The organism is Sphingomonas sp. Leaf17, from assembly GCF_001421505.1.
In the GTDB taxonomy this organism is placed as follows: Bacteria; Pseudomonadota; Alphaproteobacteria; order Sphingomonadales; family Sphingomonadaceae; genus Sphingomonas.
On record NZ_LMKL01000007.1, the window covers coordinates 82,460 to 105,673 of the forward strand.

22 protein-coding genes, 1 tRNA gene and 1 pseudogene are annotated in these 23,214 nt (G+C 66.2%); 14 read left to right on the plus strand and 10 right to left on the minus strand.

The features are described from left to right. Positions 1-63 precede the first annotated feature (63 nt). The 3 genes and pseudogenes from ASE75_RS11335 to ASE75_RS11340 all read right to left on the minus strand — a co-directional run bounded on the left by ASE75_RS11335 (position 64) and on the right by ASE75_RS11340 (position 1,109). On the minus strand, positions 64-480 hold the full coding sequence (locus ASE75_RS11335) for an LmrA/YxaF family transcription factor (RefSeq protein WP_235512681.1): 417 nt from the start codon (positions 478-480) through the stop codon (positions 64-66). Then, positions 481-648 (minus strand): annotated as a pseudogene (locus ASE75_RS16050) (TetR/AcrR family transcriptional regulator); the annotation flags it as partial. Continuing rightward, positions 645-1,109 (minus strand): nuclear transport factor 2 family protein, encoded by a 465-nt coding sequence (locus ASE75_RS11340; RefSeq protein WP_055933575.1) that lies wholly within the window; start codon positions 1,107-1,109, stop codon positions 645-647. The gene ASE75_RS11340 and the pseudogene ASE75_RS16050, both read right to left, overlap by 4 nt. 257 nt (positions 1,110-1,366) lie before the next feature. On the opposite strand from ASE75_RS11340, the gene ccmC reads away from it, so the two are divergent. The 6 genes from ccmC (at position 1,367) to ASE75_RS11370 (ending at position 6,265) form a co-directional block, all read left to right on the plus strand. Beyond that, on the plus strand, positions 1,367-2,092 hold the full coding sequence (gene ccmC, locus ASE75_RS11345) for a heme ABC transporter permease CcmC (protein WP_055933577.1): 726 nt from the start codon (positions 1,367-1,369) through the stop codon (positions 2,090-2,092). Between the two features lie 111 nt (positions 2,093-2,203). After that, a complete protein-coding gene (gene ccmE, locus ASE75_RS11350; RefSeq protein WP_055933580.1) occupies positions 2,204-2,638 on the plus strand; it encodes a cytochrome c maturation protein CcmE in 435 nt (144 codons plus the stop codon). 147 nt (positions 2,639-2,785) lie between these two features. After that, positions 2,786-4,699 carry a heme lyase CcmF/NrfE family subunit gene (locus tag ASE75_RS11355; RefSeq protein WP_055933583.1) on the plus strand — a complete coding sequence of 638 codons (1,914 nt, stop codon included), beginning with the start codon at positions 2,786-2,788 and terminating at the stop codon, positions 4,697-4,699. Continuing rightward, entirely contained in the window at positions 4,696-5,223 is a 528-nt protein-coding gene (locus tag ASE75_RS11360; protein ID WP_055933585.1) for a redoxin family protein, read from the plus strand. The genes ASE75_RS11355 and ASE75_RS11360 overlap by 4 nt, the downstream gene beginning before the upstream one ends. Continuing rightward, entirely contained in the window at positions 5,220-5,636 is a 417-nt protein-coding gene (locus ASE75_RS11365) for a cytochrome c-type biogenesis protein (RefSeq protein WP_055933884.1), read from the plus strand. Before ASE75_RS11360 ends, ASE75_RS11365 begins: the two co-directional genes overlap by 4 nt. Beyond that, positions 5,636-6,265, plus strand: coding sequence for a tetratricopeptide repeat protein (locus tag ASE75_RS11370; RefSeq protein WP_055933886.1), 630 nt, complete (start codon positions 5,636-5,638; stop codon positions 6,263-6,265). Before ASE75_RS11365 ends, ASE75_RS11370 begins: the two co-directional genes overlap by 1 nt. Before the next feature lie 84 nt (positions 6,266-6,349). Here the strand turns inward: ASE75_RS11370 and ASE75_RS11375 are convergent, their stop codons facing one another. Beyond that, positions 6,350-6,568, minus strand: a complete 219-nt coding sequence (locus tag ASE75_RS11375; protein ID WP_055933588.1) for a DUF3072 domain-containing protein — start codon at positions 6,566-6,568, stop codon at positions 6,350-6,352. 55 nt (positions 6,569-6,623) lie between these two features. Then, positions 6,624-7,730 (minus strand): alanine dehydrogenase, encoded by a 1,107-nt coding sequence (gene ald / locus ASE75_RS11380; protein ID WP_055933888.1) that lies wholly within the window; start codon positions 7,728-7,730, stop codon positions 6,624-6,626. Positions 7,731-7,857: 127 nt separating this feature from the next. On the opposite strand from ald, the gene ASE75_RS11385 reads away from it, so the two are divergent. The 5 genes from ASE75_RS11385 (at position 7,858) to ASE75_RS11405 (ending at position 14,759) form a co-directional block, all read left to right on the plus strand. Next, entirely contained in the window at positions 7,858-8,301 is a 444-nt protein-coding gene (locus tag ASE75_RS11385; protein ID WP_055933591.1) for an Lrp/AsnC family transcriptional regulator, read from the plus strand. A gap of 152 nt (positions 8,302-8,453) precedes the next feature. After that, positions 8,454-10,373, plus strand: coding sequence for a potassium transporter Kup (locus ASE75_RS11390; protein ID WP_235512705.1), 1,920 nt, complete (start codon positions 8,454-8,456; stop codon positions 10,371-10,373). A 4-nt stretch (positions 10,374-10,377) separates the two neighbouring features. Then, positions 10,378-10,914: a 2'-5' RNA ligase family protein gene (locus ASE75_RS11395; protein WP_055933595.1), complete on the plus strand. Its 537-nt coding sequence runs from the start codon at positions 10,378-10,380 to the stop codon at positions 10,912-10,914. Between the two features lie 55 nt (positions 10,915-10,969). Continuing rightward, positions 10,970-11,046 (plus strand) — tRNA-Met (locus ASE75_RS11400). 224 nt (positions 11,047-11,270) lie between these two features. After that, positions 11,271-14,759, plus strand: a complete 3,489-nt coding sequence (locus tag ASE75_RS11405) for an autotransporter domain-containing protein (RefSeq protein ID WP_082463939.1) — start codon at positions 11,271-11,273, stop codon at positions 14,757-14,759. Between the two features lie 51 nt (positions 14,760-14,810). Here ASE75_RS11405 and fdhD read toward each other — a convergent pair whose 3' ends face one another. Next, the gene (gene fdhD, locus ASE75_RS11410; RefSeq protein WP_235512688.1) at positions 14,811-15,623 is read right to left on the minus strand and encodes a formate dehydrogenase accessory sulfurtransferase FdhD; all 813 of its coding nucleotides are present in this window, start codon (positions 15,621-15,623) and stop codon (positions 14,811-14,813) included. After that, positions 15,620-16,165, minus strand: coding sequence for a molybdenum cofactor guanylyltransferase (gene mobA / locus ASE75_RS11415; RefSeq protein WP_055933597.1), 546 nt, complete (start codon positions 16,163-16,165; stop codon positions 15,620-15,622). The genes fdhD and mobA overlap by 4 nt, the downstream gene beginning before the upstream one ends. A gap of 240 nt (positions 16,166-16,405) precedes the next feature. Here mobA and trxB point away from each other — a divergent pair, with 240 nt between their 5' ends. Next, entirely contained in the window at positions 16,406-17,374 is a 969-nt protein-coding gene (gene trxB, locus ASE75_RS11420; RefSeq protein ID WP_055933600.1) for a thioredoxin-disulfide reductase, read from the plus strand. A gap of 547 nt (positions 17,375-17,921) precedes the next feature. Here the strand turns inward: trxB and ASE75_RS15515 are convergent. The 3 genes from ASE75_RS15515 to ASE75_RS11430 all read right to left on the minus strand — a co-directional run bounded on the left by ASE75_RS15515 (position 17,922) and on the right by ASE75_RS11430 (position 20,216). Next, complete coding sequence (locus ASE75_RS15515; RefSeq protein WP_156340417.1) at positions 17,922-18,068, minus strand: hypothetical protein; 147 nt, start codon at positions 18,066-18,068, stop codon at positions 17,922-17,924. Positions 18,069-18,228: 160 nt separating this feature from the next. Then, on the minus strand, positions 18,229-18,498 hold the full coding sequence (locus tag ASE75_RS11425) for a hypothetical protein (RefSeq protein ID WP_055933602.1): 270 nt from the start codon (positions 18,496-18,498) through the stop codon (positions 18,229-18,231). Next, positions 18,495-20,216: a M1 family metallopeptidase gene (locus ASE75_RS11430; RefSeq protein WP_055933605.1), complete on the minus strand. Its 1,722-nt coding sequence runs from the start codon at positions 20,214-20,216 to the stop codon at positions 18,495-18,497. The genes ASE75_RS11425 and ASE75_RS11430 overlap by 4 nt, the downstream gene beginning before the upstream one ends. Before the next feature lie 163 nt (positions 20,217-20,379). On the opposite strand from ASE75_RS11430, the gene lon reads away from it, so the two are divergent. Both lon and ASE75_RS11440 read left to right on the plus strand, forming a co-directional pair. Further along, positions 20,380-22,776 (plus strand): endopeptidase La, encoded by a 2,397-nt coding sequence (gene lon, locus ASE75_RS11435; protein WP_055933608.1) that lies wholly within the window; start codon positions 20,380-20,382, stop codon positions 22,774-22,776. A 145-nt stretch (positions 22,777-22,921) separates the two neighbouring features. After that, positions 22,922-23,194: an HU family DNA-binding protein gene (locus ASE75_RS11440; RefSeq protein WP_055933610.1), complete on the plus strand. Its 273-nt coding sequence runs from the start codon at positions 22,922-22,924 to the stop codon at positions 23,192-23,194. Positions 23,195-23,214: the final 20 nt, after the last annotated feature.

Here is a 23,214-nt window from a genome sequence, read left to right on the forward strand (position 1 = left end):
CTCACATACATTGCTCGCGACCCGAATTTTCATTTTCCGATCGTTTGCAGGAATGGATATCGGCTAGCGGCTATGACGGACCAGGGCATCGAGCAGCATTGCCTCGTGGCGGCCTACAATCCTCGCGAACGCTGCCTCCTCACCTAGAGCTCGCGATAGGATGATCGCGCCCTGGATACCGCAAACCGTCTCCTCCGCGAGCGGCTGAGCCTGCGAAGGCGGAACGTTGCCGGCTTCGAGACAGCTGGCCAGCGACGATATCCAGTGGGCGAAGTAGCCTCTGACCCTGTTCACGAAGGCGTTCCCGGAAGAACCCAGACCGACCCAACCGACGAGACACACTCGCCCGCCGGATCGGAAGTAGGCCGTTACCTCCCCGATCATGGACCGGATCGCGGCTTCCGGATCGCGGGGCCGCTCAAGAGGAGCAAAGATCGTCGCGCAGAACCAGTCGTCTATGTCGGCTAGAACCGCGCCCATCATCTCCTCCTTACCGCCGGGAAAGAAGTTGTACAGGCTTCCTTTGCCCAACCCGGTAGCCTGCGAAAGGATCGCCAGGCTGGCCCCCTCGAAGCCGTGTTCGCGGAATGCCTCCGCCAGTGCCGGAACGGCACTGGCCCGATCGGTGAGGGCGCGTTTCGCGTTCAGAGGTCGAGGTCGCTAAGCGATGGATAATCGTCCGGGCGACGGCCGAGCGGCCAGTGAAACTTGCGCTCGCCTTCCGCGATCGGGCGGTCGTTGATCGAGGCGATGCGGCGAGTCATCAGGCCGGCGTCATCGAACTCCCAATTCTCATTGCCGTAGGACCGAAACCAGCTACCATTGTCGTCGCGCCATTCGTACGCGAACCGTACTGCGATCCGGTTTCCTTCGTACGCCCAGACTTCTTTGACGAGGCGATAGTCCAACTCCTTCGCCCATTTACGTGTGAGGAAGGTGATGATTGCCTCCCGACCCGCCAGAAACTCGCTTCGGTTCCGCCAAACACTGTCGGGCGTGTAGGCCAGCGATACTTTTTCCGGATTGCGGCTGTTCCATGCGTCCTCCGCCATGCGGGCTTTCTGCGCCGCTGTTTCCGAGGTGAAAGGTGGCAGTGGGGGGCGGGACATGATTGTACCTGTACACTAAGTTGTACCGTTAAGTACAAGTCAGTTGATGCTAGGTCAACATTCCTGAAACAGCATCCTTTGCGGGAAAGCCTATGGTTCGGCTTGCATGTATCGTGATCCGGGCTGGCGAGTCAGTGCATGTCCGCGACGATCGGTTCCTGCCGCCCGATGCGGCGGGCACCCTTCCGACCCGGTATCGACGGAACCTTCCGCAACAGGTGGATTTGCCTCCCAACTTCGCATAGACTCCAGCCATCGTGCCCGCTCTTCATGCCCTTGCCAATCCTGCCCGGTTCCTGTCGATCGCCAAGCCGCTGACGCCGTGGCTGGTGGGGTTGGGCGTGGCGTTGATCGCGGTCGGGTGCTGGGCGGGCCTGACGCGGACACCGCCGGACTATCTGCAGGGGGAGACGGTGCGGATCCTGTACATCCATGTGCCCGCCGCGTGGCTGGGCATGGGCGGGTGGACGGGAATCGCGGTGTCGAGCATCGCGTTTCTGGTGTGGCGGCATCCGCTGGCGCATGTCGCGGCGCGGTCGATCGCGGTGCCCGGCGCGGTGTTTGCCGCGATCTGTCTGGTGACGGGGTCGATCTGGGGGCGGCCGACCTGGGGGACGTGGTGGCAGTGGGACGGGCGGCTGACGTCGATGCTGCTGCTGTTCTTCGTGTATCTGGGCTATATCGCGCTGGCGCGGGCGGATGCCGATCGCGGTGGCGACGGTCGGGTGCCGGCGCTGTTCGGGATCGCGGGTTCCGTGCTGCTGCCGATCATCCGCTATTCGGTGGTGTGGTGGAACACGCTGCACCAGGGGCCGAGCATCGGGCTGACCAAGTCGACGATCGACGGGTCGATCCTGTGGCCGCTGCCGTTCATGATTGCGGGGTTTTCCTGCCTGTTGGGCGGCATCGTGCTGATGCGGATGCGGACCTTGCTGGCGGTGACCAAGGCCGAGGCGCGGATGCGGCGGATGGCCCGGTCGTGAGGGTGGGCGCATGAACCCCTGGCCATTCATCGTTGCAGCCTATGCGGTTACGCTGGGCGGGGCCGGGCTGCTGGCGGTCGTGAGCTATATTGCGATGCGGCGGGCCGAGAAGTGAAGGCCAAGCATCAGCGGCTGACGCTGGCGCTGCTGGCGCTGGCGGCGATCGTCGCGGCGGGGCTGCTCGCGCTGTCGGCGTTGCAGGATCAGGCGGCGTTTTTCTATGCGCCGTCCGACGTGCGCAAAGACGGGCTGCCGCTGGGGCGCGCGGTACGGCTTGGCGGGATGGTCGAGAGCGGGTCCGTGCGACGCGCGGACGACGGGGTGACGGTGCGGTTCGTCGTCACCGATGGCCGCGCCACGACGCCGGTGACTTATGCCGGGATCGTCCCCGACCTGTTCCGCGAAAAGTCCGGCGTGGTGGCGGAGGGGCGGTTCCAGCCCGATGGCGCGTTCGTCGCCAGCAACCTGCTGGCCAAGCATGACGAGAAATACATGCCGCCGGAACTGGCGGGCAAGATGCACGAGACGAAGACGTTGGCGCAATGATGCGCGGTCTTCGATATCATGCCGGTTCCTCGCGCAGCCGGGGATCCAGCGTCAGGCAGGACAAGCACCTGCCGTATCTGTGGCCCTTGGACCCCCGCCTGCGCGGGGGAACGGGTGATGGGGGCGCTTTAACGGCGGGGTTCTGCCATGACCGCTGAGGTTGGTCTGGCGGCGCTGTGGCTCGCGGCGGCGTTGGCGGTGCTGCAACTGGTGCTGGCGGGCCTCGCGCTGTGGCGGCCGGAGACGGCGATGGCGGACGCGATGACGGCGGCGGTGCGGCCGGTGACGGTGGTGCAAGGGGCGCTGGCGGCGATCGCGATGGCCGCGCTGATTTCGGTGTTCCTGGCGTCGGACATGTCGGTCGAGCTGGTCGCGCGCAACAGCCATTCGGCCAAGCCGTGGCTGTACAAGTTCGCCGGTGCGTGGGGCAATCACGAAGGGTCGATGCTGTTGTGGGTGACCGTGCTGGCGCTGGCCGGCGGCGCGGTCGCGCTGCTGGAAAAGCGGCTGGCGGTGCCCACGCTGACCGCGACGCTGGGCGCGCAGGCGGTGATCGCGCTGGGCTTCTATGCGTTCCTGCTGTTCGCCTCCAATCCGTTTGCGCGGGTCGTGCCGGCACCGCCCGACGGGCTGGGGCTGAACCCGCTGTTGCAGGATCCCGGTTTGGCGTTCCATCCGCCGACGCTCTACATCGGCTATGTCGGCCTGTCGGTGGCGTTTTCGTTCGCGGTGGGTGCGCTGGTGACGCGCGATGTCGGGCGAAGTTTTGCGCTGGCGATGCGGCCCTGGGTGCTGGGGGCGTGGATCTTCCTGACGCTGGGGATCACGGCGGGGTCGTACTGGGCCTATTACGAGCTTGGCTGGGGCGGCTGGTGGTTCTGGGATCCGGTCGAGAATGCGTCGCTGATGCCATGGCTGGCGGCGACGGCGTTGCTGCATTCGGTGACGGTGCTGGCGACGCGCGACGGATTGCGCGCGTGGACGGTCATGCTGGCGGTCGTCGCGTTCTCGATGTCGATGGTGGGCACCTTTCTGGTGCGCTCGGGCATCCTGACCAGCGTCCACGCGTTCGCGGTCGATCCGTCGCGCGGGACTTTCATCCTGGTCCTGCTGGGCCTGTATGTCGGGGGGGCGCTGACGCTGTTCGCCGCGCGGGTCGGCACGGTGCGTGAGGGGGCGACGTTCGATCCGGTCAGCCGCGAGGGCGCGCTGGTGGTCAACAACCTGCTGCTGTCGGTGATTCTGGGGATCGTGCTGATCGGCACGCTGTACCCGATCGTCGCGGCGGGGTTCGGCGTGCAATTGTCGGTCGGCCCGCCGTTCTTCGACAAGGCGGCGGGGCCGGTCGCGCTGGCGCTGGTCGTCGCGATGGCGGTTGGGCCGCTGCTGCGCTGGCGACGCGACGATCCGCAGGCCGTGGCCGAGCGCACGATCGCGCCGATCGTCGCGAGCGCGCTGGCGGCCGGCGCGCTGGTGGTGTTCGCGGAAGGGATCGGCCTGCTCCCGCTGCTGGGCCTGTCGTTTGCGGCCGGGCTGGCGGTGGCGAGCGTCGCGCCGTTGTGGAAGCGCAACCTGCGCCGCACGCCGCTGTTCACCTATGGCATGGTGGTCGCGCATCTGGGGATCGCGGTCAGCCTGGCGGGGATGGCGTCGGACAGCGCCTTTACCGTCGAGACCCTAGTGGCGACGCGGACCGGGGAACCGGCGCGGGTCGGGCCGTTCACGGTCACGCTGGACGGAATCTCGCCGGTGATCGGCGACAATTGGTCGGCGTTGCAGGCGCAGTTGACGGTGCGGCGCGGCGACGACGTCTTCCGCCTGCGTCCGCAATCGCGGTTCTTCACCGATCCGCCGACGACGACCAGCGAAAGTGCGATCGCGACGCTGTGGGACGGTCAGCTCTATACCGTGCTGGGCGCGGCCGATGACGATGGGCGGTGGCAGTTGCGGTTGTGGTGGAAGCCGTTCGTGACGCTGATCTGGCTTGGTGGCGGGCTGATCGCGCTGGGCGGTGCCCTGTCACTGGTCGGGCGATTGCGGCGCAAGGCGCGGGCGGCATGAGAAAGCTGTTGCTCTGGCTGCCGCTTGGCGGGTTTGCGCTGCTGTTTGTGGTGGTGGCGAGCGGGCTGTACCGGCCGGCGGATCGCACGGTGCGGTCGGCGATGGTCGGCAAGCCGCTGCCCGGGTTCGATCTGCCGGCCATGGTCGAGGGGCAGCCCGGCGTATCGGCGGCGGCTTTCCGCACCGGCACGCCGCGGCTGCTGAACGTCTTTGCGAGCTGGTGCGTGCCCTGCATCGCCGAGGCTCCGCAACTGCTGCGGCTGAAGGCGATGGGCGTGCCGATCGACGGGATCGCGATCCGCGATACCCGGGCGGATGTTGCGGCGTTCCTGGCGCGGGGCGGCAATCCCTATGCCGGCGTCGGCGATGATCCGCGCAGCGCGGTGCAACTGGCGCTCGGCTCGTCGGGCGTGCCCGAGACGTTTCTGGTCGATGGCAAGGGCGTGATCCTGCGCCAGCATGTCGGCGATATCCGCAGCGACGATGTCGATGCGCTGTACGCCGCGTGGAAGGCCGCGCGATGAGGCGGTTGGCCTTGCTGGTCGGCATCGTGGCGCTGTCCGTGTCGGGCATGGCGTCGGCGCAGACGCGCGTGCCGCCGGCGTCGCTGGCCCATACCCAGCTTGGCGATCCCGTGAAGGAGGCGCAGGCGCGCACGCTGATGGCGACGCTGCGCTGCCTGGTGTGTCAGGGACAGTCGATCATCGACAGCGATGCCGACATGGCCGGCGACATGCGCGCGCTGGTGCGGCAGCGGATCGCCGCCGGGCAGACGCCCGACGCGGTGCGCGACTGGCTGATCGCGCGCTATGGTGCCTATGTGTCCTATGATCCGCCGCTATCGGTCGGCACCGCGCCCCTGTGGCTGACGCCGCTGGTGCTGCTGGCGATCGGCGGGTGGCTGGCGCGCGGCAGTTTTCGGAAAAGGCGGCGCTGATGGGTTGGGTCGGACTGGTCGCGCTTGGCGGCCTCGCGATGGCGGCGATGGCATTGCTCGGATTGCCGCGCCTGCTCTCGTCGTTCGTCGGCGCGGCGCTGATGCTGGGCGCGGCGGGCTATGCGTTGCAGGGACGGCCGATGGTGCCCGCGCATCCGGCGTCGACAACGACGGCGGCGATCACCGTCGATCCGGCGATCATCGACCTGCGCGAGCAGATGACCGGGCGGATCTCGATGGACGGGGCCTATCTGATCGCCGGCGATGCGATGCTGCGCAGCGGCAACGCAGGGTCGGCGGCGCAGGTCGTACTGGGCGGGGTCCGTAAATATCCGCAGAGTTTCGTGCTGTGGATGGGACTGGGCACGACCTTGGCGGCGAAGGACGGGATGCAGGTGTCGCCAGCGTCGCTGTTCGCGTTCCGCCAGGCGATGCGGCTGGCACCGGCGCATCCGGCCCCGCCGTTCTTCCTGGGTCTGGCCTATGTTCAGGCCGGAGAATTTGCGAAGGCACAACCGTTTTGGGCGCGAGCCGTTAGGCTGGCACCGCCGCCGGCGGATTATTATCGTGGTCTGGTGATCCGGCTGGTTGCGCTGAACCAGATTCTGGCGGCGGAAAGAGGGCGCTGAAGACCCGTATCCCCTTCCATCATCCTCGCCTGGGCAAAGATGACGGAGGGGAATGACGGAAGGGAATAACGGAAACAGGCGACGTTATGCGCCGCGGCCGGTCTTTTCCTGCAACGCATCGATCCGCTTGGAGGCATCGGCCTTGGTCAGCGTATCGTCGAACGGCTCGCCGGCTTCCTCGCTCAGCGTCTTGAGGTAGCTGGCCTGTGCGCCGGTCATCTTTTCATCGCCGGTGGTCCAGTCGTCCGGATCCTTTTCGGCGTTGGAAAACGGCTCGGACTTGGGGTTTGCAGTGTCGGTCATGGGATGATCCTTTCAGATCATCCCAACCAACATGTTCCGTCTTCGTTCCCCGGGTTCAGGCGTTCCAGGCCGCGAACGGCAGGTCGAGCGCGTCGGCGACGGCGCGGTGGCGGATCTGGCCGCCCGACACGTTCAGGCCGTTGGCGAGATGGGGGTCGGCGGTCATCGCCGCGTCGGCACCCAGATTGGCCAGCTTCAGCACGAAGGGCAGGGTCGCGTTGTTGAGCGCAAAGGCCGAAGTGCGGGCGACCGCGCCGGGCATGTTGGCAACGCAATAATGGATCACGCCGTCGACCTCGAACACTGGATCCTCATGCGTCGTCGCATGGCTGGTTTCGAAGCAGCCGCCCTGGTCGATGGCGATGTCGACCAGCACCGACCCGCGCTTCATGGTCTTGAGCATGTCGCGCGTGACGAGCTTCGGCGCGGCCGCTCCCGGCACCAGCACCGCGCCGATGACGAGGTGGGCGTTCTTCACCGCCGCCGCGATCGCCGCCTTGGACGCATAGGCGGTCTTGATCTGGCTGGAGAAGAACATGTCCAGTTCGGCCAGCCGGTCGTTGGAGATATCGTAGATGGTGACGTCGGCGCGCATGCCGACCGCCATCTGCGCGGCGTTGATGCCCGAGACGCCACCGCCCAGAATCGCGACCTTGGCCGGTGCGACACCGGGCACGCCGCCGAGCAGGACACCGCGACCGCCCTGTTCCTTCTCCAGATAATGTGCGCCGACCTGCACCGACATGCGGCCGGCAACCTCCGACATCGGTTTCAGCAGGGGCAGGCCGCGGCGGTTGTCGGTGACGGTTTCGTAGGCGATGCAGGTCGCGCCCGAGGCCATCAGCCCCTCCGCCTGCGGCTTGTCGGCGGCAAGGTGGAGATAGGTGAACAGCAGATGGCGCGGCTCCAGCATCGCGACCTCCTGTGCCTGCGGTTCCTTGACCTTTACGATCATGTCGGAGCCGGCGAAGACGGCAGGCGCGTCGGCGAGGATCGTCGCGCCGGCGGCGACATAATCCGCGTCGTCGAAGTCGATGCCAAGCCCCGCACCGGTTTCGACCAGCACCGTATGGCCGGCAGCGACCAGCTCGGCGACGGACGGCGGGGTCAGCCCGACCCGGTATTCGTGGTTCTTGATTTCCTTCGGGACACCGACGCGCATCATCTCTTCTCCTTATGTCTTTGCCCGACCATACAGCCGGATGATCGACAGGTGCTTGCAAAGTCGTCGTGTCGGCGGCGGCCCTGTGCAATATGCGTGCGCGGATCGACGATGGAGTGCACGATTCATGATCGACGCGATCGAGCGGCGGATTCTGGCCCGGCTGGCGGCGGATTCCGACCTGACCAGCGCGGCGCTGGGCGAGGCGGTCGGCCTGTCCGCGAGCGCCGTTCACCGGCGGGTGGCGTCCTTGCGCGAACGCGGGCTGATCGCGGGCTATCGCGCGATCCTGTCCGACGCGGCGCGCGGGCATCCGTTCGTCGTGGTGGTCAACGTCACCCTGCGCGACCAGCGGGAGGAAACCATGAGCGCGTTCGAGCGCGCGATCGTCGATTGCGAGGAGGTACGCGAATGCCTGCTGATGACCGGCGACGCGGATTACATGCTGTATGTCGAGATCCGGCGTGAGGACAGTTTCGAGCGGGTCCACCGCGAGATCCTGTCGCGATTGCCGGGCGTTGCGCGGCTGGCGTCGCATTTCGTCATCCGGCAGGTCATCGGCCGGGCCTGACGCCCATCGGTTGCCCGCCCATCGGCACCATGCTAATTCGGAACAAAGTGCGACTGCACGATGTGACTAGATGATACGGCTGGGGCCACAGGCGGGTTTTTCGACATGACATATGGTTTTCGGTTCGCGGACCGGTATTTCTTCTCGTGAGCATCACACCCACCGGTGCGGCCACCGTCGCCGACCCCGAGTCCGGCGGCCACGGTCACGCCCATACCGACGGCATGCTGAAGCTGGCGATCGGCGCGATCGGCATCGTGTTCGGCGATATCGGCACCAGCCCGCTCTATGCGTTTCGCGAGACCTTTGCCGGGCATCACCCGCTGGCGGTCGACGCGACGCACATCATGGGCGTCATCAGCCTGATGTTCTGGTCGATGATGATCGTGGTGACGATCAAATATGTGACGATCATCATGCGCGCGGACAACAAGGGCGAGGGCGGCAGCCTGGCGCTGCTGGCGCTGGTGTCGGGCCAGACGCAGATGAAGCGATGGTCGCGCGGGATCATCCTGCTGGGCGTGTTCGCGACCGCGCTGTTCTATGGCGACAGCATGATTACCCCGGCGGTGTCGGTGCTGTCGGCGGTCGAGGGACTGGCGGTCGCGGCACCAGGGTTCAGCGGACTGGTCCTGCCGATCGCGGTGGCGATCCTGGTGTTCCTGTTCTCGATCCAGAGCAGCGGCACGTCGCGGGTCGGCCTGTTCTTCGGGCCGATCATGCTGCTGTACTTCGGTGTCATCGCGGTGCTGGGCGTATTGAGCATCATCAAGACGCCGGGCGTGCTGTGGGCGCTGTCGCCGCATTATGCGGTCGAGTTCTTCTACCTTGATCCGCTGCGCGCGTTCCTGGCGCTGGGGTCGGTCGTGCTGGCGGTGACGGGGGCCGAGGCGCTGTATGCCGACATGGGCCATTTCGGGCGCAAGCCGATCGGCCTGTCGTGGCTGTGGTTCGTGCTGCCCGCGCTGATCCTGAATTACATGGGGCAGGGCGGCCTTCTGTTCCGCGAGGGGCGGGCCGCGCTGGAAAGTCCGTTCTACATGCTGGCCCCGGAATCGTTGCAGCTGCCTTTGGTGGTGCTGGCGACGATGGCGGCGGTGATCGCCAGCCAGGCGGTGATTTCGGGCGCGTTCTCGGTCACGCAGCAGGCGATCCAGCTGGGCTTCATGCCGCGCCTGCGGATCGAACATACCAGCGCGGCGACCGCGGGTCAGATCTACATCCCGCTCATCAACTGGGCGCTGATGATCATGGTCATCCTGCTGGTGCTGTCGTTCCGCACCTCGTCGAACCTGACCAGCGCCTACGGGATCGCGGTGACGGGGGCGATGTTCATCGACACCTGCCTGCTGGCGGTCGTGCTTTTCCACCTGTGGAAATGGCCGAAATATCTGTCGGTCCCGTTGCTGGCGATCTTCTTCCTGGTCGACGGAGCCTATCTGGCGGCGAACCTGACGAAGGTGCCGGCCGGCGGCTGGTTCCCGCTGCTGGTCGGGTTCGTCATCTTCACGCTGCTGACGACGTGGTCGCAGGGGCGCAAGCTGATGATCGAGCGGATGCGCGAGGCGGCGATGCCGCTGAAGATCTTCATCGATTCGGCCGCCAGCTCGGCGACGCGGGTGCCGGGGACCGCGGTGTTCATGACATCGGCCAGCGAGGGCGTGCCGCACGCGTTGCTGCACAACCTGAAGCACAACAAGGTGCTGCACGAGCGGGTCATCCTGCTGACGGTCAAGATCGTCGATCAACCCTATTGGCCCGAAAGCAACCGGGCCAAGCGCGAGACGCTGGGCGAGGGGTTCCACCGGCTGATTCTGCGGTTCGGCTTCATGGAGGAACCGGACGTGCCGGCGGCGCTCAAACAGAATCACGAATGCGGCGCGGAGTTCAAGATGATGGACACCAGCTTCTTCCTGTCGCGCCAGACGCTGCTGGCGTCGGACCGGCCGGGCATGGCGATCTGGCGCGAAAAGCTGTTCGCGTGGATGCTGCGCAACGCGGAAAGCGCGATGGAGTTCTTCCGCCTGCCGACCAACCGGGTGGTCGAACTGGGCAGCCAGGTCGAGATCTGAGGCCATGAACAGCGCAATTGGCGACACCGGCATCGGAACGGTCGCGCCGATCATCGTCACCGCGCTGTTCGGCCGGGCGGATGCGGCCTGGTTCGACGGCCTGCGCCGTGAGTATTTTCCGCCTGAACGCAATCAGCTGGCGGCGCATTTGACCATGTTCCATCATCTGCCGCCATCGCTGGAGAGTGAACTGAAGCGGCGGCTGACCGACGAGACGCGGCAGGTGCGGGCACCATGGGCGCGCGCGGGCGGGCTGATGTCGCTGGGGCGCGGGGTCGCGTTCCGGATCGAATCGCCCGAACTGGTCGCGATTCGCGCGCGGCTGGCCGATGCGTTCGGCGGGATGCTGACGCCGCAGGATGCCGGTGGCTGGCGGCCGCATGTCACGATCCAGAACAAGGTGACGCCAGCCGCCGCCAAGGTGCTGCTGGCGTCGTTGCAGCGCGATTTCGTGCCGCGCGAGGTCGAAATCGCGGGACTTGGCGCGTGGTGGTATCGCGGCGGCCCGTGGGAACCGCTGTCGCGTCACATGTTCGCTTGACGGGTCGGAAAGCGACTCTTATAGGCCGCCCCTCGCGAGTGAGAGTGCCTTTCGGGGCGGAGTAGCTCAGTTGGTTAGAGCACGGGAATCATAATCCTGGGGTCGGGGGTTCAAGTCCCTCCTCCGCTACCACTCGCGACCTTTTTCTGATGACCTTTCCCGGTGATTGCGTGCGACGGCGCCGGGGTTTCCCCATCCGATATGTTTGTGACAAGAATGTCACGATATCGACGTTTATGAACGTCCCCTGTCCGGGCCGCGCGAAAGCCGTTGCCGCCGCCCCGACCGTTCCATAGCCTGTCCCCATTGCATGATTTGCGCGTGAGAACAGACATGCGGACCAGGGGACCTTTTCGATGACCAGACTGATTTCGGCGGCCTTTACTGCGGCCAACGTCCGTGCGTGCCTGCTGGCGACCACCGCGCTGGTGGCGATGCCGGGCCTTGCCCATGCGGCGGTGGGTGAGGATCCGGGCCGTCCGGTCGGTGTGGTCAACACGCCGCACGATGATGAATCGCAGATAGTCATTTCCCAGCCGGGTACGCCGACCACCGCGCAGGACCCCGCCGACGTCAACGGCGTCGGGCAGATGACGATCGCGTCGCCCGCCGGTGGCCTGGGGCTTTGCACGGGTACGCTCATCAATCCGCGTACCGTGATTTTTGCCGCGCACTGCGTCAACACCAACGGGTCGGGCGGCGCGCAGAACCCCGCGCAATATGGCGCGCAGGGCGGCGGCATCCCGATCGCGTTCGGGTTCAAGCAGAACAATCTTCAGGCGGTGCGCGACTGGTTCCTGCCGACGCTGGCCAATGGTGCGGCCAACCCGAACCTGTTCAAGACGAATACCGCGAACTTCCTCTACAACGTGAACCAGGTCGTCTATAATCCCAGCTCGCTGGCGCTGGGCACGGCCCGCAACTTCATTCAGGCCGACATCGCGATCGCGACGCTGGACACGCCGGCGGCCAATGTGCCGACCTGGACGATCCTGTTGTCCGCGCTGCCCGCGCCCGCGTCGATCAGTGATACGGCCGGCACCGGCTATCACGTCACGCTGACCGGCTATGGCCGCAACGGCGTGGGGACGCTGGGGGATACCGGCGGCATTGATTACCGTCGCCGGGTCGCCGAAAACTATATCGGCCTGCTCGGGTCGTTCGACGACCGCGACGCCTTCCTGTTCGGATCGGCCAGCGACCTGCCGCAGAACCTGTACCAGATCGACTTCGACGATCCCCGGCGCGGCACGGCGTCGGCCAGCCCGTTCGACTTCAACCTGTTCAAGGACAACCCGCTGCCGAACGAGGGCACGACCGCCGGCGGCGATTCGGGCGGCCCGCTGATCCTCGACAAGGCGTTCGCCAAGCCGACGGTCATCGGTGTCCTGTCGGGCGGCAGCCGCTTTTTTGGCGCACAGCCATTTTCGACCTACGGCACGTCGTCCTTCTATCAGCCGCTGTACCTGTACTGGGACTATATCGTCGCCAACAACCCGTATCGCTATGCGCGCGCGGCGGCGGGTGACGGGCTGTGGAGCGATGCCGCGCACTGGGTGACCGCGCTGGACCCGGCCTATCAGATCATCGTCGACGGCAAGCTGGCCAACGGCGTACCCACCTCGCCCGGTGTCGGGCTGGGCGTGGATTCGACCAAGTTCGGCCAGGTCTGTTTCCGGACGAACTGCTATGACGTGAAGACCGGGGTCGAGACGATCGACGGGCGTCCGGTCGATGCGACCGACAGCGGGGTCGGCAGTGCCGCCGTGGCCGGTGGCGTGACGACCAGGGCTGTGCCCGAGGGCTTCGCGGTCGAGGATGTGGCGCACAACGCAAAGGTCGACCTAGACCTGTTGCAGGGTCAGGACGTCGCGCAGGTGACCGGGGCTGTCGGGGCCGTCACCGCCGCGCTGCCGCCGGCGACCGTTACCAACGGCCTGCCGGGCGCGACCGGCTTTGTGCCCAACAATGTCGATCCGGACCGGACCACCGGGCGCACCGCACGCTATTACGACGTGACGCTGGGATCGGCCGGCACGACGACGCTGAACACGTCGGTCACCATCGACCGGTTCACCATCGCCGCCTCCGCCGCCAAGCTGAACGTGACCAGCGCAGGCTCGCTGCGCAGCCTGATGGACGTGACCCAGCTGGCCGGCACGGTGCAGGTCGACGGCACGATCAATTCGGTCGGCGATTACCTGCTGTTCAGCGGCCTGCTGACCGGGTCGGGGCGGATCAATGCGCCGTACTTCACCAGCATTTCGGGCATGATCGCGCCGGGCACCACCGGCACGATCGGCACGCTGACGATCGGTGGCAACGCGGTGCTGGCATCGGGTAACCGCCTGCTGGTCGATGTCGGGCCGAACAACACGTCGGATACGCTGGCGGTCGTCGCAACCACGTTCAACGGGACGCGCCCGACCAACGGCATCGCGTCGATCGGCGGAACGGTCGGCTTCGCGCCGGTCGCCGGGCACACGATCCGCGCCAATGACGTCTACACGATCCTGACCGCGCAAGGGGGGTATCAGGGTGCGTTCGGCGCGCCGACGGCACTCAGCGCGATCCTGACGCCGACGTTCATCTACAACGCCAATTCGGTGCAGGCGCGGATCACCGCCGGCACCTATGCCAGCGTCGTGGCGAACACGCCGGTGCAGACGGCATTCGCCGGCCTGCTCGACCGGAATCGCTCGAACTACAGCGCGCTGACCGACCTGTACGGCGTACTCGACCTGCAGAACGCGGCGACGATCCGCTCGAACCTGGAGGGCCTGGCGCCGCGGACCGAGACGCTGAAGCGGGCGATCGGCACGGTCGCGCTCGACAACATGTCGCGTTTCTATCGCGAGCGCCTGTCGACGATGGATTCGGTCAGCGGTCTCGGCGGGACGCTGGCCATCTTCGGCAAGCCGGGTCAGGTCGCGTCGCTCGCGGCATCGACGATCCCGGGCGCGCAGCAGACGATGAGCGATACCGGCGGCATGACGGTGCAGGAAGGCCGCCTGCCCGAAGATATGAGCGCGTTCATCGCCGGCGGCTATCTGGACGGCAGCAGCCGGTCGATGCGGGGCGTGACGCCACAAGGCAATCGCGACCAGTTCGACGGTTACTACGGCGCGGTTGGCGTCGAGAAGGAAGTGAACGCGAACGTCGTGTTCGGCTTCGGTGTCTCCTACACCAATGTCGAGGGCACGACCGACGGTGTCGTGCAGCAGGCGAAGGGCGAGCTGTTCCAGGGCACCGTCTATGGCAAGGCGCAGACGGCGGGCTTCATCGTCGATGGTCAGTTCAGCGCGGGTGCCTATCATGCCCGCACCGATCGCACCGTCGCGCTGGCGACCAACAGCTATCGCCTGCGTAGTTCGGACCGTGCGCTGACGCTGGTGGGCGAGATCGGCGTCGGCAAGATGTTCGACCTCGGCACGTTGAAGGTCGGGCCGCGTATTGCGGGCCGGGCGGCACGGATCGAATTCACGCCGACCGCCGAAACGGGTGGCGCACCGGCGCTGGTGTTCGCGCGCGACAATTACGACAGCCTTCAGGGGCGTGCGGGTCTGGCCCTGTCCGGCGGCATGCGATTCCGGCCGTATCTGTCGGCCTATTACGTCCATGACTTCATCGACCAGCCGGGCGTCGTCAGCGCCAATTTTGCAGGCGGCATCGGCCCGAACGCGCTGTTCGCGCTGGCGGGCCAGGACAAGAACTGGGGCGAGGTCGCCGGCGGCGTCGCGTTTGGCAGCGAGAAGGTCGAACTGTCGGTCGGTGCGGATACGACGTTCGAGCGCAGCGACGTGCGCAACCAGTCGTATCGCGGCACCGTGAAGGTCCGCTTCTGATCGACGGCGGCGGGGCTATCGTTCCTGGAACGGCAGCCCCGCCGTCGCTGGTCACGCGATCGGCGAAAACAGCCCCCACGGATCGTTCAGGATCAGCATCGAATCACGGCGGGCCAGCGCGGCCAGCGTCAGCCCGTGGGCGCGGGCATGGTCGACCGCCAGCGTGGTCGGCGCGGATATGCCGACCAGCATCGGCGCGCGGGCGACCAGCGCCTTGTCGACCATCTCGAAGCTGATCCGCGACGAGACGAGGATAAAGCCTTCGATGGCGCGCGCGCCCATCGCCAGCGTGCCGACCAGCTTGTCGAGCGCATTGTGGCGGCCGACATCCTCGCACGCCGCCGCGATCGTGCCGTCGATCGCGCAGGCGGCGGCGGCGTGGGTCGCGCCGGTCGCGGCGCCCAGCGGCTGATGATCGCGTAAAGACGCCAGCGCGGCGAACAGCGCGGTGGGTGAGGTGGAGGCGCGCGGCGCGGGTGCTGCAACGGGGCGGTGCACCTGTTCCAGTCCGGCGATGCCGCACAGGCCGCAACTCGTGTCGCTGCTGCGGTGGCGGACGCGGTCATGGACGCGGCCGCGACAATGCGGGGCCAGCGTTGCACGGACGATCCACCCGGCGGGGGACTCGAATGCGTCGAGATCGACAATGTCTGCGGCGCGGTCGACCAGCCGTTCGGTCAGCAGGAAGCCGGTCGTAAAGGCGTGGAGCGAATCCGGCGTCATCATCATTACCGCATAGCCAAGGCCGTCGACCTCGATCGCGACGGGGGCCTCGACCGCGACGACGCGCTCGCCGGTGATCGCGCCGTCGGGGCGCAGGACCGTGACAGCCTCGGTTCGGGTGCCCACGCTATCCAGCGTCACAGGCGGTCCAGGTCGGCGGGGGTGTTGACGTTGGCGATCCGGCCCGAGGCGACAACGGGTCGCGCGTCACAGCGCCGCGCCCAGCCGCGCACCGACCGGTCTTGGGCATCCGCCAGATAAGCGATGAGCGTGTCGGCGAGCGATGCCGGCCAATAGCCGATCGTCGGCGAATCGACGCAGACCGATGGTGCGCTGCGGGTCAGTTCGGCGAGCAGCCCGTCGGGCAGGTGCGGCGTATCGCACGCCAGCGTCAGGACGGTATCGAAACCGGTGTCGCGGGCATGGGCGAGCGCGCCGGCAAGACCACCAAGCGGGCCAAGGTCGGGACGTGGCCGGTCGGGGACTGCTCCCGGCCGGTTGCCGCCCATGACGACCACGGCATCGACCCACGGGCGCAGCGCATCGGCGGCATGGTCGATCAGCGGCCGACCGGCGAACAGCGCGGCGGCCTTGTCCGACCCGAACCGCGACGACCGCCCACCGGCGAGGACCGCGCCAAGGATACGGGGCGTGGGGCCGTCATCGGTTGGGGGAATCGACATCTGGCGCGCCTTTTTCTTTTGTCCGTCATTGCTTCGCTATCCCGGCAATGACCGTGTGAACGAGGGATCGTCATTCAGGCCGCATGACCAGAGAGCGAACACCACGACTTACACGTCTGATCCGGCGACGCGTATGGAAAGCGGCGTAATCCGTCCATCGCCATCGGCACCCCGCCCAAGACCGGTTCAAAATGTCGCCGACAATGCCTAGATGGGGTCGGATATTTTCAGGACGCACCCATGACCACCCACACCACGCGCATGCTCATCCTCGGTTCCGGTCCCGCCGGCCTGTCCGCCGCGATCTATGGCGCGCGCGCGGGGATGGAGCCGATCGTCGTGCAGGGGATCCAGCCGGGCGGGCAGCTGACCACCACGACCGACGTCGAGAATTACCCCGGTTTCCGCGAGGTCATCCAGGGGCCGTGGCTGATGGAGGAAATGCAGGCGCAGGCCGAACATGTCGGTACGCGGCTGATGTGGGACACCATCACGCAGGTCGACCTGACGCGGCGGCCGTTCCGGCTGATCGGCGACGGCGGCGACGTGTATGAGGGCGACGTGCTGGTCATCGCGACCGGCGCGCAGGCCAAGTGGCTGGGCATCGACAGCGAGGAGCCGATGAAGGGCAAGGGCGTCAGCGCGTGTGCGACGTGCGACGGATTCTTCTATCGCGGCAAGAAGGTCGCGGTGATCGGCGGCGGCAACACCGCGGTCGAGGAGGCGCTGTACCTGACCAACCATTCGCAGGACGTGACGCTGATCCACCGCCGCGATTCGCTGCGCGCCGAAAAGATCCTGCAGCAGCGGCTGTTCGCCCATCCCAACATCACCGTGCTGTGGAACAAGGAGGTGGCGGAGTTCATCGACGGCGGCGGCAATGCCGGCCTGGTCGGAATCGCGCTGACCGACACGGTGACGGGCGAGACGAGCAGGCTGGACGTCGATGGCGGCTTCGTCGCGATCGGCCATCACCCGGCGACCGAGCTGTTCCGCGGGCATCTGGAGCTGGACACCGACGGCTATATCGCGGTCGAGACGGGATCGACCCGCACCAGCGTCGAGGGCGTGTTCGCGTGCGGCGACGTGATGGACAAGGTGTACCGCCAGGCGGTGACCGCGGCGGGGACGGGCTGCATGGCCGCGCTGGACGCCGAGCGGTTCCTGGCGGCGGCAGAGTTCGCGGAGATGGCCGAGGCGGCGGAATAGGGGTGGGGTGGTTTTCTGACCGCCTATTTCAGCTAGCGGACATAGGGTTAGAGCAGTAACGTATCCGGGATGTTGACCCGCGTCGCTCCGGCTGTCCTGCCTGTCGTGCTGCTTGCTAGCGGCTGTTCGCCTTACAACGAGCGAAAATTGGAAGGGCACGTCTTCGCAATTCCGAAGCCAATTGATCAATCGGATGAGACGCTGTTCTTTCTGCCAGCGCCCGACCCAAGTGACGGCATATCCTTCGTCCTAAACCCAAGTGCGCGTTTGCAGGACCAAAATCTGATACGTGTTGAGAGCCGGGAACGGATGTGCGCCCGGGCGGCCGGAACGCAGGCGCAGATTAACAGGACTATTTGCGCCACGCGGCCAATGGCATGGCACGGCATTCGACTCCGTAGGATACAGGATGGGGTATTCTGGACGTACACTTTGCCTGCTACGACCGATCACGAGAAGCCTATGGTCTTGGCGAGTTGCTTTGAGATGGGCGGCGGTGTCCTTCCGGGGCTATGCACCGCTAACTTGCCGCTGAACGACCTCGTCATCACAATTCATCTTCACGATAAGCAGATGCCATCAGTGGAACGAATATATGATCGCGCGGTGGCAAACTTGCATCGATGGGAACAGCGGCGGCAATGACCGCAATCCACCATTTTTGCTCGCCGACGGTTCGCAAATTGCCTGCCATAACTTCCCCGGCGAAGGCCGGGACCCAGTTGGGTCGGCGGTGGTAAGTCCATACGAACTTCAACCCAACTGGACCCCGGCCTTCGCCGGGGAGGTTGTTTGGGTGTGGGGTTTGAAGCGTGCCGCTACGTGATGGCTGCCGTGCTGTATAACTGCGAGTTTTACTTGGCCCGCTGTCGGGCCGCCAAGGCAAGGCCTGCCGCGATCTGCGCCAATGCGTAAAGACGGCGACGGCCGGGTTTCCCGACGAAGGGCTGGACCAATTTCTCCGTCCCGAGCGCCCGCTCCTGCCAGAGCGTGACGTGGCGGCGGGGTTGGAGCAGGCCGATCAGGCCGTCGCCGACCATGAAGATCGCGGCCATCTCGGTGATGCGGGCGGCAACCGGTGGCGTGCTGGCGGGCGGGGCGACGACGGGTGGAGTGTCGGTCATTTCGCTCCCTTTCCGGCGCGCCAGTTGCGGTAGTCCTCGATCTGCTGGCTGTAGCGCAGGGCGCGGGCGAAGGGGTCGATGATGACGTGCGCGCCAGCGGGGACGGAAAGGGTGGCGGTGCCGTCGGTCATCGCGACGCGCTCGATGCGGTCGCCGATCTGGACCTCGACCGGCATCGGGAAGCGGCCGTTGCCGGGGACTTTCCAACTGAGCGTCAGTGTGTCGCCGACCCGGGTCTGGACCAGTTCGGGCAGGGCCGCCTGACGTAGATAGACGTCGAAGAACCAGCGATAGTCCTTGCCCGTCACTTGGGCGACGATCGCCTGATATTCGGCGGTCGAGCCGAAGCGGGGTTTGAAATTGCCCGGTTTCGGGTCGGGTCGGCCATAGACCGCGCGGCGGGTGACGTCCCGGAACGCCGCGTCGCCGATCAGCCCACGCAGGGTGTGGAGCATCCACGACCCCTTCATGTAGATGTCGAGGCCGGCACCGCCCTTGCTCGCCTCGTACACCTCCTCCTCGGTACGGATGCGGCCGGTGGTGATGGGCTTGAGGTTCGCGATCTGGCTGCGCTGCGCGTCCATCATCGTCGCATAGCGCGCCTCGCCCTCGCGCCAGCGGCCATAGGCGGGCTGCATGTAGCTGCCATAGCCCTCGTGCAGCCAGTAATCGTCCCAGTTGGCGGCGGTCAGCTGGTTGCCGAACCATTCATGCGCGAATTCGTGCTGGAACAGCCAGTCGAAGCCTTCGGGAGCCTTGGCATAGTCGTTGCCGTAGGCGTTGATCGTCTGGTGCTCCATGCCCTTGTGCGGGGTTTCGACCACGCCGACCTTCTCGTCCCCGAACGGGTAGGGGCCGACGGTGGATTCGAAGAAATCGAGCGTCGGGGCGAATTCGGCGAACAGCGTCTTCGCCTTGGCCTCCTCGCCGGGCAGGTACCAGTAGAACATCGGGATGCTGTTGCCGAACCGGCTCTTGTACGTGCCGCTGATCTCCTCATACGGGCCGACGTTCAGCGCGATGGCATAGGTGTTGGGGTTCTTCGTCCGCCAGTTCCACGTCGTGCGGCCATCGGGCAGCGTGTCGACGCCGAGCAGCCGCCCGTTGGAGGGGGCCTTCAGTCCCTTCGGCACGGTGATGTGCAGCGTGACGACGCCCGGCTCGCCGGTCGGGAAATCGAGGCAGGGCCAGAACAGGTCGCAGCCATAGCCCTCGGCGGTGGTCGCGAACCATGTCCGCCCGTCCAGCGTCTTCGACCAGACGACGCCGTCGTCCCACGGCGCGCGGACCGCGACGTGCGGCGTGCCGCCATAGGTGATCCTTGCGGTGATTTTCCCGCCGGTCGGGACGGTGCGGGGCAGGGTGACGACCAGCCGACCCTCGGGGTTGGTCCACGCGGCTGGCGTCAGCGCGACGCCGTCGATCGACAGGGCGCGGACGGGCAGGTTGCGGTCGAGGTCGATCTTCAGGACTGACACCGGTGCTTTGGTCGTGAAGACGAGCGTGGCGACCCCCTCCAGCCGCTGGGTAACGGGCAGAACCTCGAAGGCGAGATCGGCGGAGACGAAGGTCAGCTTGGCCTGCTCCGCGTCGATGACGCCGCCCGACCGCATCGTCTGCTCGGTCAGTGGCGGTTCGCCCTTCTTCGGGAGCGGCGCCGCGGTGGCGGTCGCGGCGAACAGCGCGGCGGATGCCAGCAGGAGAAAACGGGGGGACATGGGGCTGCGGTCTCCGGTCGGGCGAATACCGGGCGGACCTTTGCCGTCGGGCGCGGTCTTTGCAAGCGACGCGGATCGAACCGCGCGGGCGATTGATGGATCGGTCATACCTTCCCATATAGTCTGCGAACGGGTGCGCCGTATGCACCCAGTCGGAGCTTGCATGACCCAGACCTACCCTGTCCTTCCGCTGCGCGACATCGTCGTGTTCCCGCACATGATCGTGCCGCTGTTCGTCGGACGCGACCGTTCCGTGGCCGCGCTGGAAGCGGCGATGGCGGCCGACAAGGAGATTTTCCTCGTCGCCCAGCTTGACCCGGCGGAGGACGACCCCGCGCGCGACGACCTGTATTCGATGGGCGTCACCGCGACCGTCCTGCAATTGCTGAAGCTGCCCGACGGCACCGTGCGCGTGCTGGTCGAGGGCAAGGCGCGCGCCACGCTGGAGGTGCTGACCGAGGAGGGCGAGTATCTGACCGCGACGATCGCCCCGGTCGAGGACGAGGTCGTCGAGGGGCCGGAGGTGCAGGCGCTGATGCGCAGCGTCGTCGACCAGTTCGAGAATTATGCGAAGCTGAACCGCAAGCTGCCAAGCGAGACGGCGGTGCAGCTATCCGAGATCGTCGAGGCGGCCAAGCTGTCCGACGCGGTGATGGCGAACGTACAGGTCAAGGTCGCCGAAAAGCAGTCGCTGCTGATGCAGGCCAATCCGGTCAAGCGGCTGGAAATGGCGTTCGCGCTGATGGAGGGCGAACTCGGCGTTCTTCAGGTCGAGAAGAAGATCAAGAGCCGGGTCAAGCGCCAGATGGAGAAGACCCAGCGCGAATATTATCTGAACGAGCAGCTGAAGGCGATCCAGCGCGAACTCGGCAACGAGGGCGAGGAAGGCGAGGGCGACGAGATCGCCGAGCTGACCCAGAAAATCGCGACGATGAAGCTGTCGAAGGAAGCCCGGACCAAGGCGACCGCCGAACTCAAGAAGATGAAGACCATGGCGCCGATGAGCGCCGAGGCGACCGTCGTGCGCAATTACCTCGATGTGCTGCTGGGGCTGCCCTGGGGCAAGAAGTCCAAGCTGAAGAAGGATATCGCGGCGGCACAGGCGGTGCTCGACGAGGATCATTACGCGCTGGAAAAGGTGAAGGACCGGATCGTCGAATATCTCGGCGTGCAGGCGCGCACCAACAAGCTCAAAGGGCCGATCCTGTGCCTCGTCGGACCACCGGGCGTCGGCAAGACGAGTCTTGGCAAGTCGATCGCCAAGGCATGCGGACGCGAATTCATTCGCCAGTCGCTGGGCGGCGTGCGCGACGAGGCGGAGATTCGCGGGCATCGGCGGACCTATATCGGCTCGCTGCCGGGCAAGATCGTCACGAACCTGAAGAAGGCTGGTACGTCGAACCCATTGTTCCTGCTCGACGAGATCGACAAGCTGGGCCAGGATTTCCGCGGCGATCCGGCATCGGCGCTGCTGGAGGTGCTCGACCCCGAACAGAACGGCAAGTTCCAGGACCATTATCTGGAAATCGACATCGACCTGTCGGACATCATGTTCGTGTGCACCGCGAACACGCTGAACCTGCCGCAGGCTTTGCTCGACCGGATGGAGATCATCCGGCTTGAGGGCTATACCGAGGACGAGAAGGTCGAGATCGCCGAGCGGCATCTGATCGAAAAGCAGATCGACGCGCATGGCCTGAAGAAGGGCGAGTTCGTGCTCACCCAGCCGGGTCTGCGCGCGCTGATCCAGATGTACACGCGCGAGGCGGGTGTGCGGACGCTGGAGCGCGAGATCGCCAAATTGTGCCGCAAGGCGCTGCGCCGGATCCTGGAGGGCAAGGCGGCCAGCGTCGAGATCACGCCGGAGAACCTGTCCGAGTTCGCGGGCGTGCAGAAATACCGCCACGGCCTGTCGGAAACCGAGCATCAGATCGGCGCGGTGACGGGCCTCGCCTGGACCGAGGTCGGCGGCGAGTTGCTGACGATCGAGAGCGTGACCGTGTCGGGCAAGGGCGCGGCCAAACTGACCGGCCAGCTGGGCGACGTGATGAAGGAGTCGATCGAAACCGCGTTCAGCTTCGTGAAGGCGCGCGCGCCGTCCTATGGCATCAAGCCGAGCCTGTTCGCGCGCAAGGACATCCACATCCATCTGCCCGAGGGCGCGGTGCCCAAGGACGGGCCGTCGGCGGGTGTCGGGATCGTCACGTCGATCGTGTCGACGATGACCGGTATTCCGGTGCGGCGCGAGGTGGCGATGACCGGCGAGGTGACGCTGCGCGGTCGCGTGCTGCCGATCGGCGGTCTGAAGGAAAAGCTGCTGGCGGCGCTGCGCGGCGGGATCGAGACGGTGCTGATCCCGAAGGACAATGAAAAGGATCTGGCCGAGATTCCGGCCAACATCAAGGCCGGGCTGACGATCATCCCGGTCGCGCATGTCGATGAAGTGCTGCGGCTGGCGCTGACCGAGCCGCTGGAGGCGATCGACTGGACCGATGCCGACGAACTGGCGGCCCTGCCGCCGGCCCCGATCGCACCGGCGGGCGTCGAACGGCACCATTGATCGTATAAAGCCGGTCGGTACGCCGGGAAGGACTGGACGGGCGCGGTTTCGTTTGACACTGCGCCCTCCCGCCGCATTATCGGCACATGCGCGTCCGCGGTTTCCGGAACCGCGACGCATCTGAATTTCAGTGGGGAATACGCGAATGAACAAGCAGGAGCTGATCTCGACGGTCGCCGACACGTCGGGCCTTGGCAAGGGGGATGCGGTCAAGGCGGTCGAGGCCGTGTTCGACGCCATCTCCGCCGCGTTGAAGAAGGGCGACGAAGTGCGCCTGGTGGGGTTCGGCACGTTTTCGGTGTCGAAGCGCAAGGCGTCGACCGGTCGCAACCCGCGCACCGGTGAGCCGATGACGATCAAGGCGTCGACCCAGCCGAAGTTCAAGGCCGGCAAGGGCCTGAAGGATTCGGTCAACTGATGGCAGCGGCCGGTTGGGGG

Excerpts from the sequence above, each read along its gene's own strand:
- ASE75_RS11335 (WP_235512681.1), bottom strand. The coding sequence starts at position 480 with ATGGGCGCGGTTCTAGCCGACATAGACGACTGGTTCTGCGCGACGATC.
- ASE75_RS11340 (WP_055933575.1), bottom strand. The coding sequence starts at position 1,109 with ATGTCCCGCCCCCCACTGCCACCTTTCACCTCGGAAACAGCGGCGCAG.
- ASE75_RS11355 (WP_055933583.1), top strand. The coding sequence starts at position 2,786 with ATGACCGCTGAGGTTGGTCTGGCGGCGCTGTGGCTCGCGGCGGCGTTG.
- ASE75_RS11360 (WP_055933585.1), top strand. The coding sequence starts at position 4,696 with ATGAGAAAGCTGTTGCTCTGGCTGCCGCTTGGCGGGTTTGCGCTGCTG.
- ASE75_RS11365 (WP_055933884.1), top strand. The coding sequence starts at position 5,220 with ATGAGGCGGTTGGCCTTGCTGGTCGGCATCGTGGCGCTGTCCGTGTCG.
- ASE75_RS11370 (WP_055933886.1), top strand. The coding sequence starts at position 5,636 with ATGGGTTGGGTCGGACTGGTCGCGCTTGGCGGCCTCGCGATGGCGGCG.
- ASE75_RS11375 (WP_055933588.1), bottom strand. The coding sequence starts at position 6,568 with ATGACCGACACTGCAAACCCCAAGTCCGAGCCGTTTTCCAACGCCGAA.
- ald (WP_055933888.1), bottom strand. The coding sequence starts at position 7,730 with ATGCGCGTCGGTGTCCCGAAGGAAATCAAGAACCACGAATACCGGGTC.
- ASE75_RS11385 (WP_055933591.1), top strand. The coding sequence starts at position 7,858 with ATGATCGACGCGATCGAGCGGCGGATTCTGGCCCGGCTGGCGGCGGAT.
- ASE75_RS11395 (WP_055933595.1), top strand. The coding sequence starts at position 10,378 with ATGAACAGCGCAATTGGCGACACCGGCATCGGAACGGTCGCGCCGATC.
- ASE75_RS11405 (WP_082463939.1), top strand. The coding sequence starts at position 11,271 with ATGACCAGACTGATTTCGGCGGCCTTTACTGCGGCCAACGTCCGTGCG.
- mobA (WP_055933597.1), bottom strand. The coding sequence starts at position 16,165 with ATGTCGATTCCCCCAACCGATGACGGCCCCACGCCCCGTATCCTTGGC.
- trxB (WP_055933600.1), top strand. The coding sequence starts at position 16,406 with ATGACCACCCACACCACGCGCATGCTCATCCTCGGTTCCGGTCCCGCC.
- ASE75_RS15515 (WP_156340417.1), bottom strand. The coding sequence starts at position 18,068 with ATGGCAGGCAATTTGCGAACCGTCGGCGAGCAAAAATGGTGGATTGCG.
- ASE75_RS11425 (WP_055933602.1), bottom strand. The coding sequence starts at position 18,498 with ATGACCGACACTCCACCCGTCGTCGCCCCGCCCGCCAGCACGCCACCG.
- ASE75_RS11430 (WP_055933605.1), bottom strand. The coding sequence starts at position 20,216 with ATGTCCCCCCGTTTTCTCCTGCTGGCATCCGCCGCGCTGTTCGCCGCG.
- lon (WP_055933608.1), top strand. The coding sequence starts at position 20,380 with ATGACCCAGACCTACCCTGTCCTTCCGCTGCGCGACATCGTCGTGTTC.
- ASE75_RS11440 (WP_055933610.1), top strand. The coding sequence starts at position 22,922 with ATGAACAAGCAGGAGCTGATCTCGACGGTCGCCGACACGTCGGGCCTT.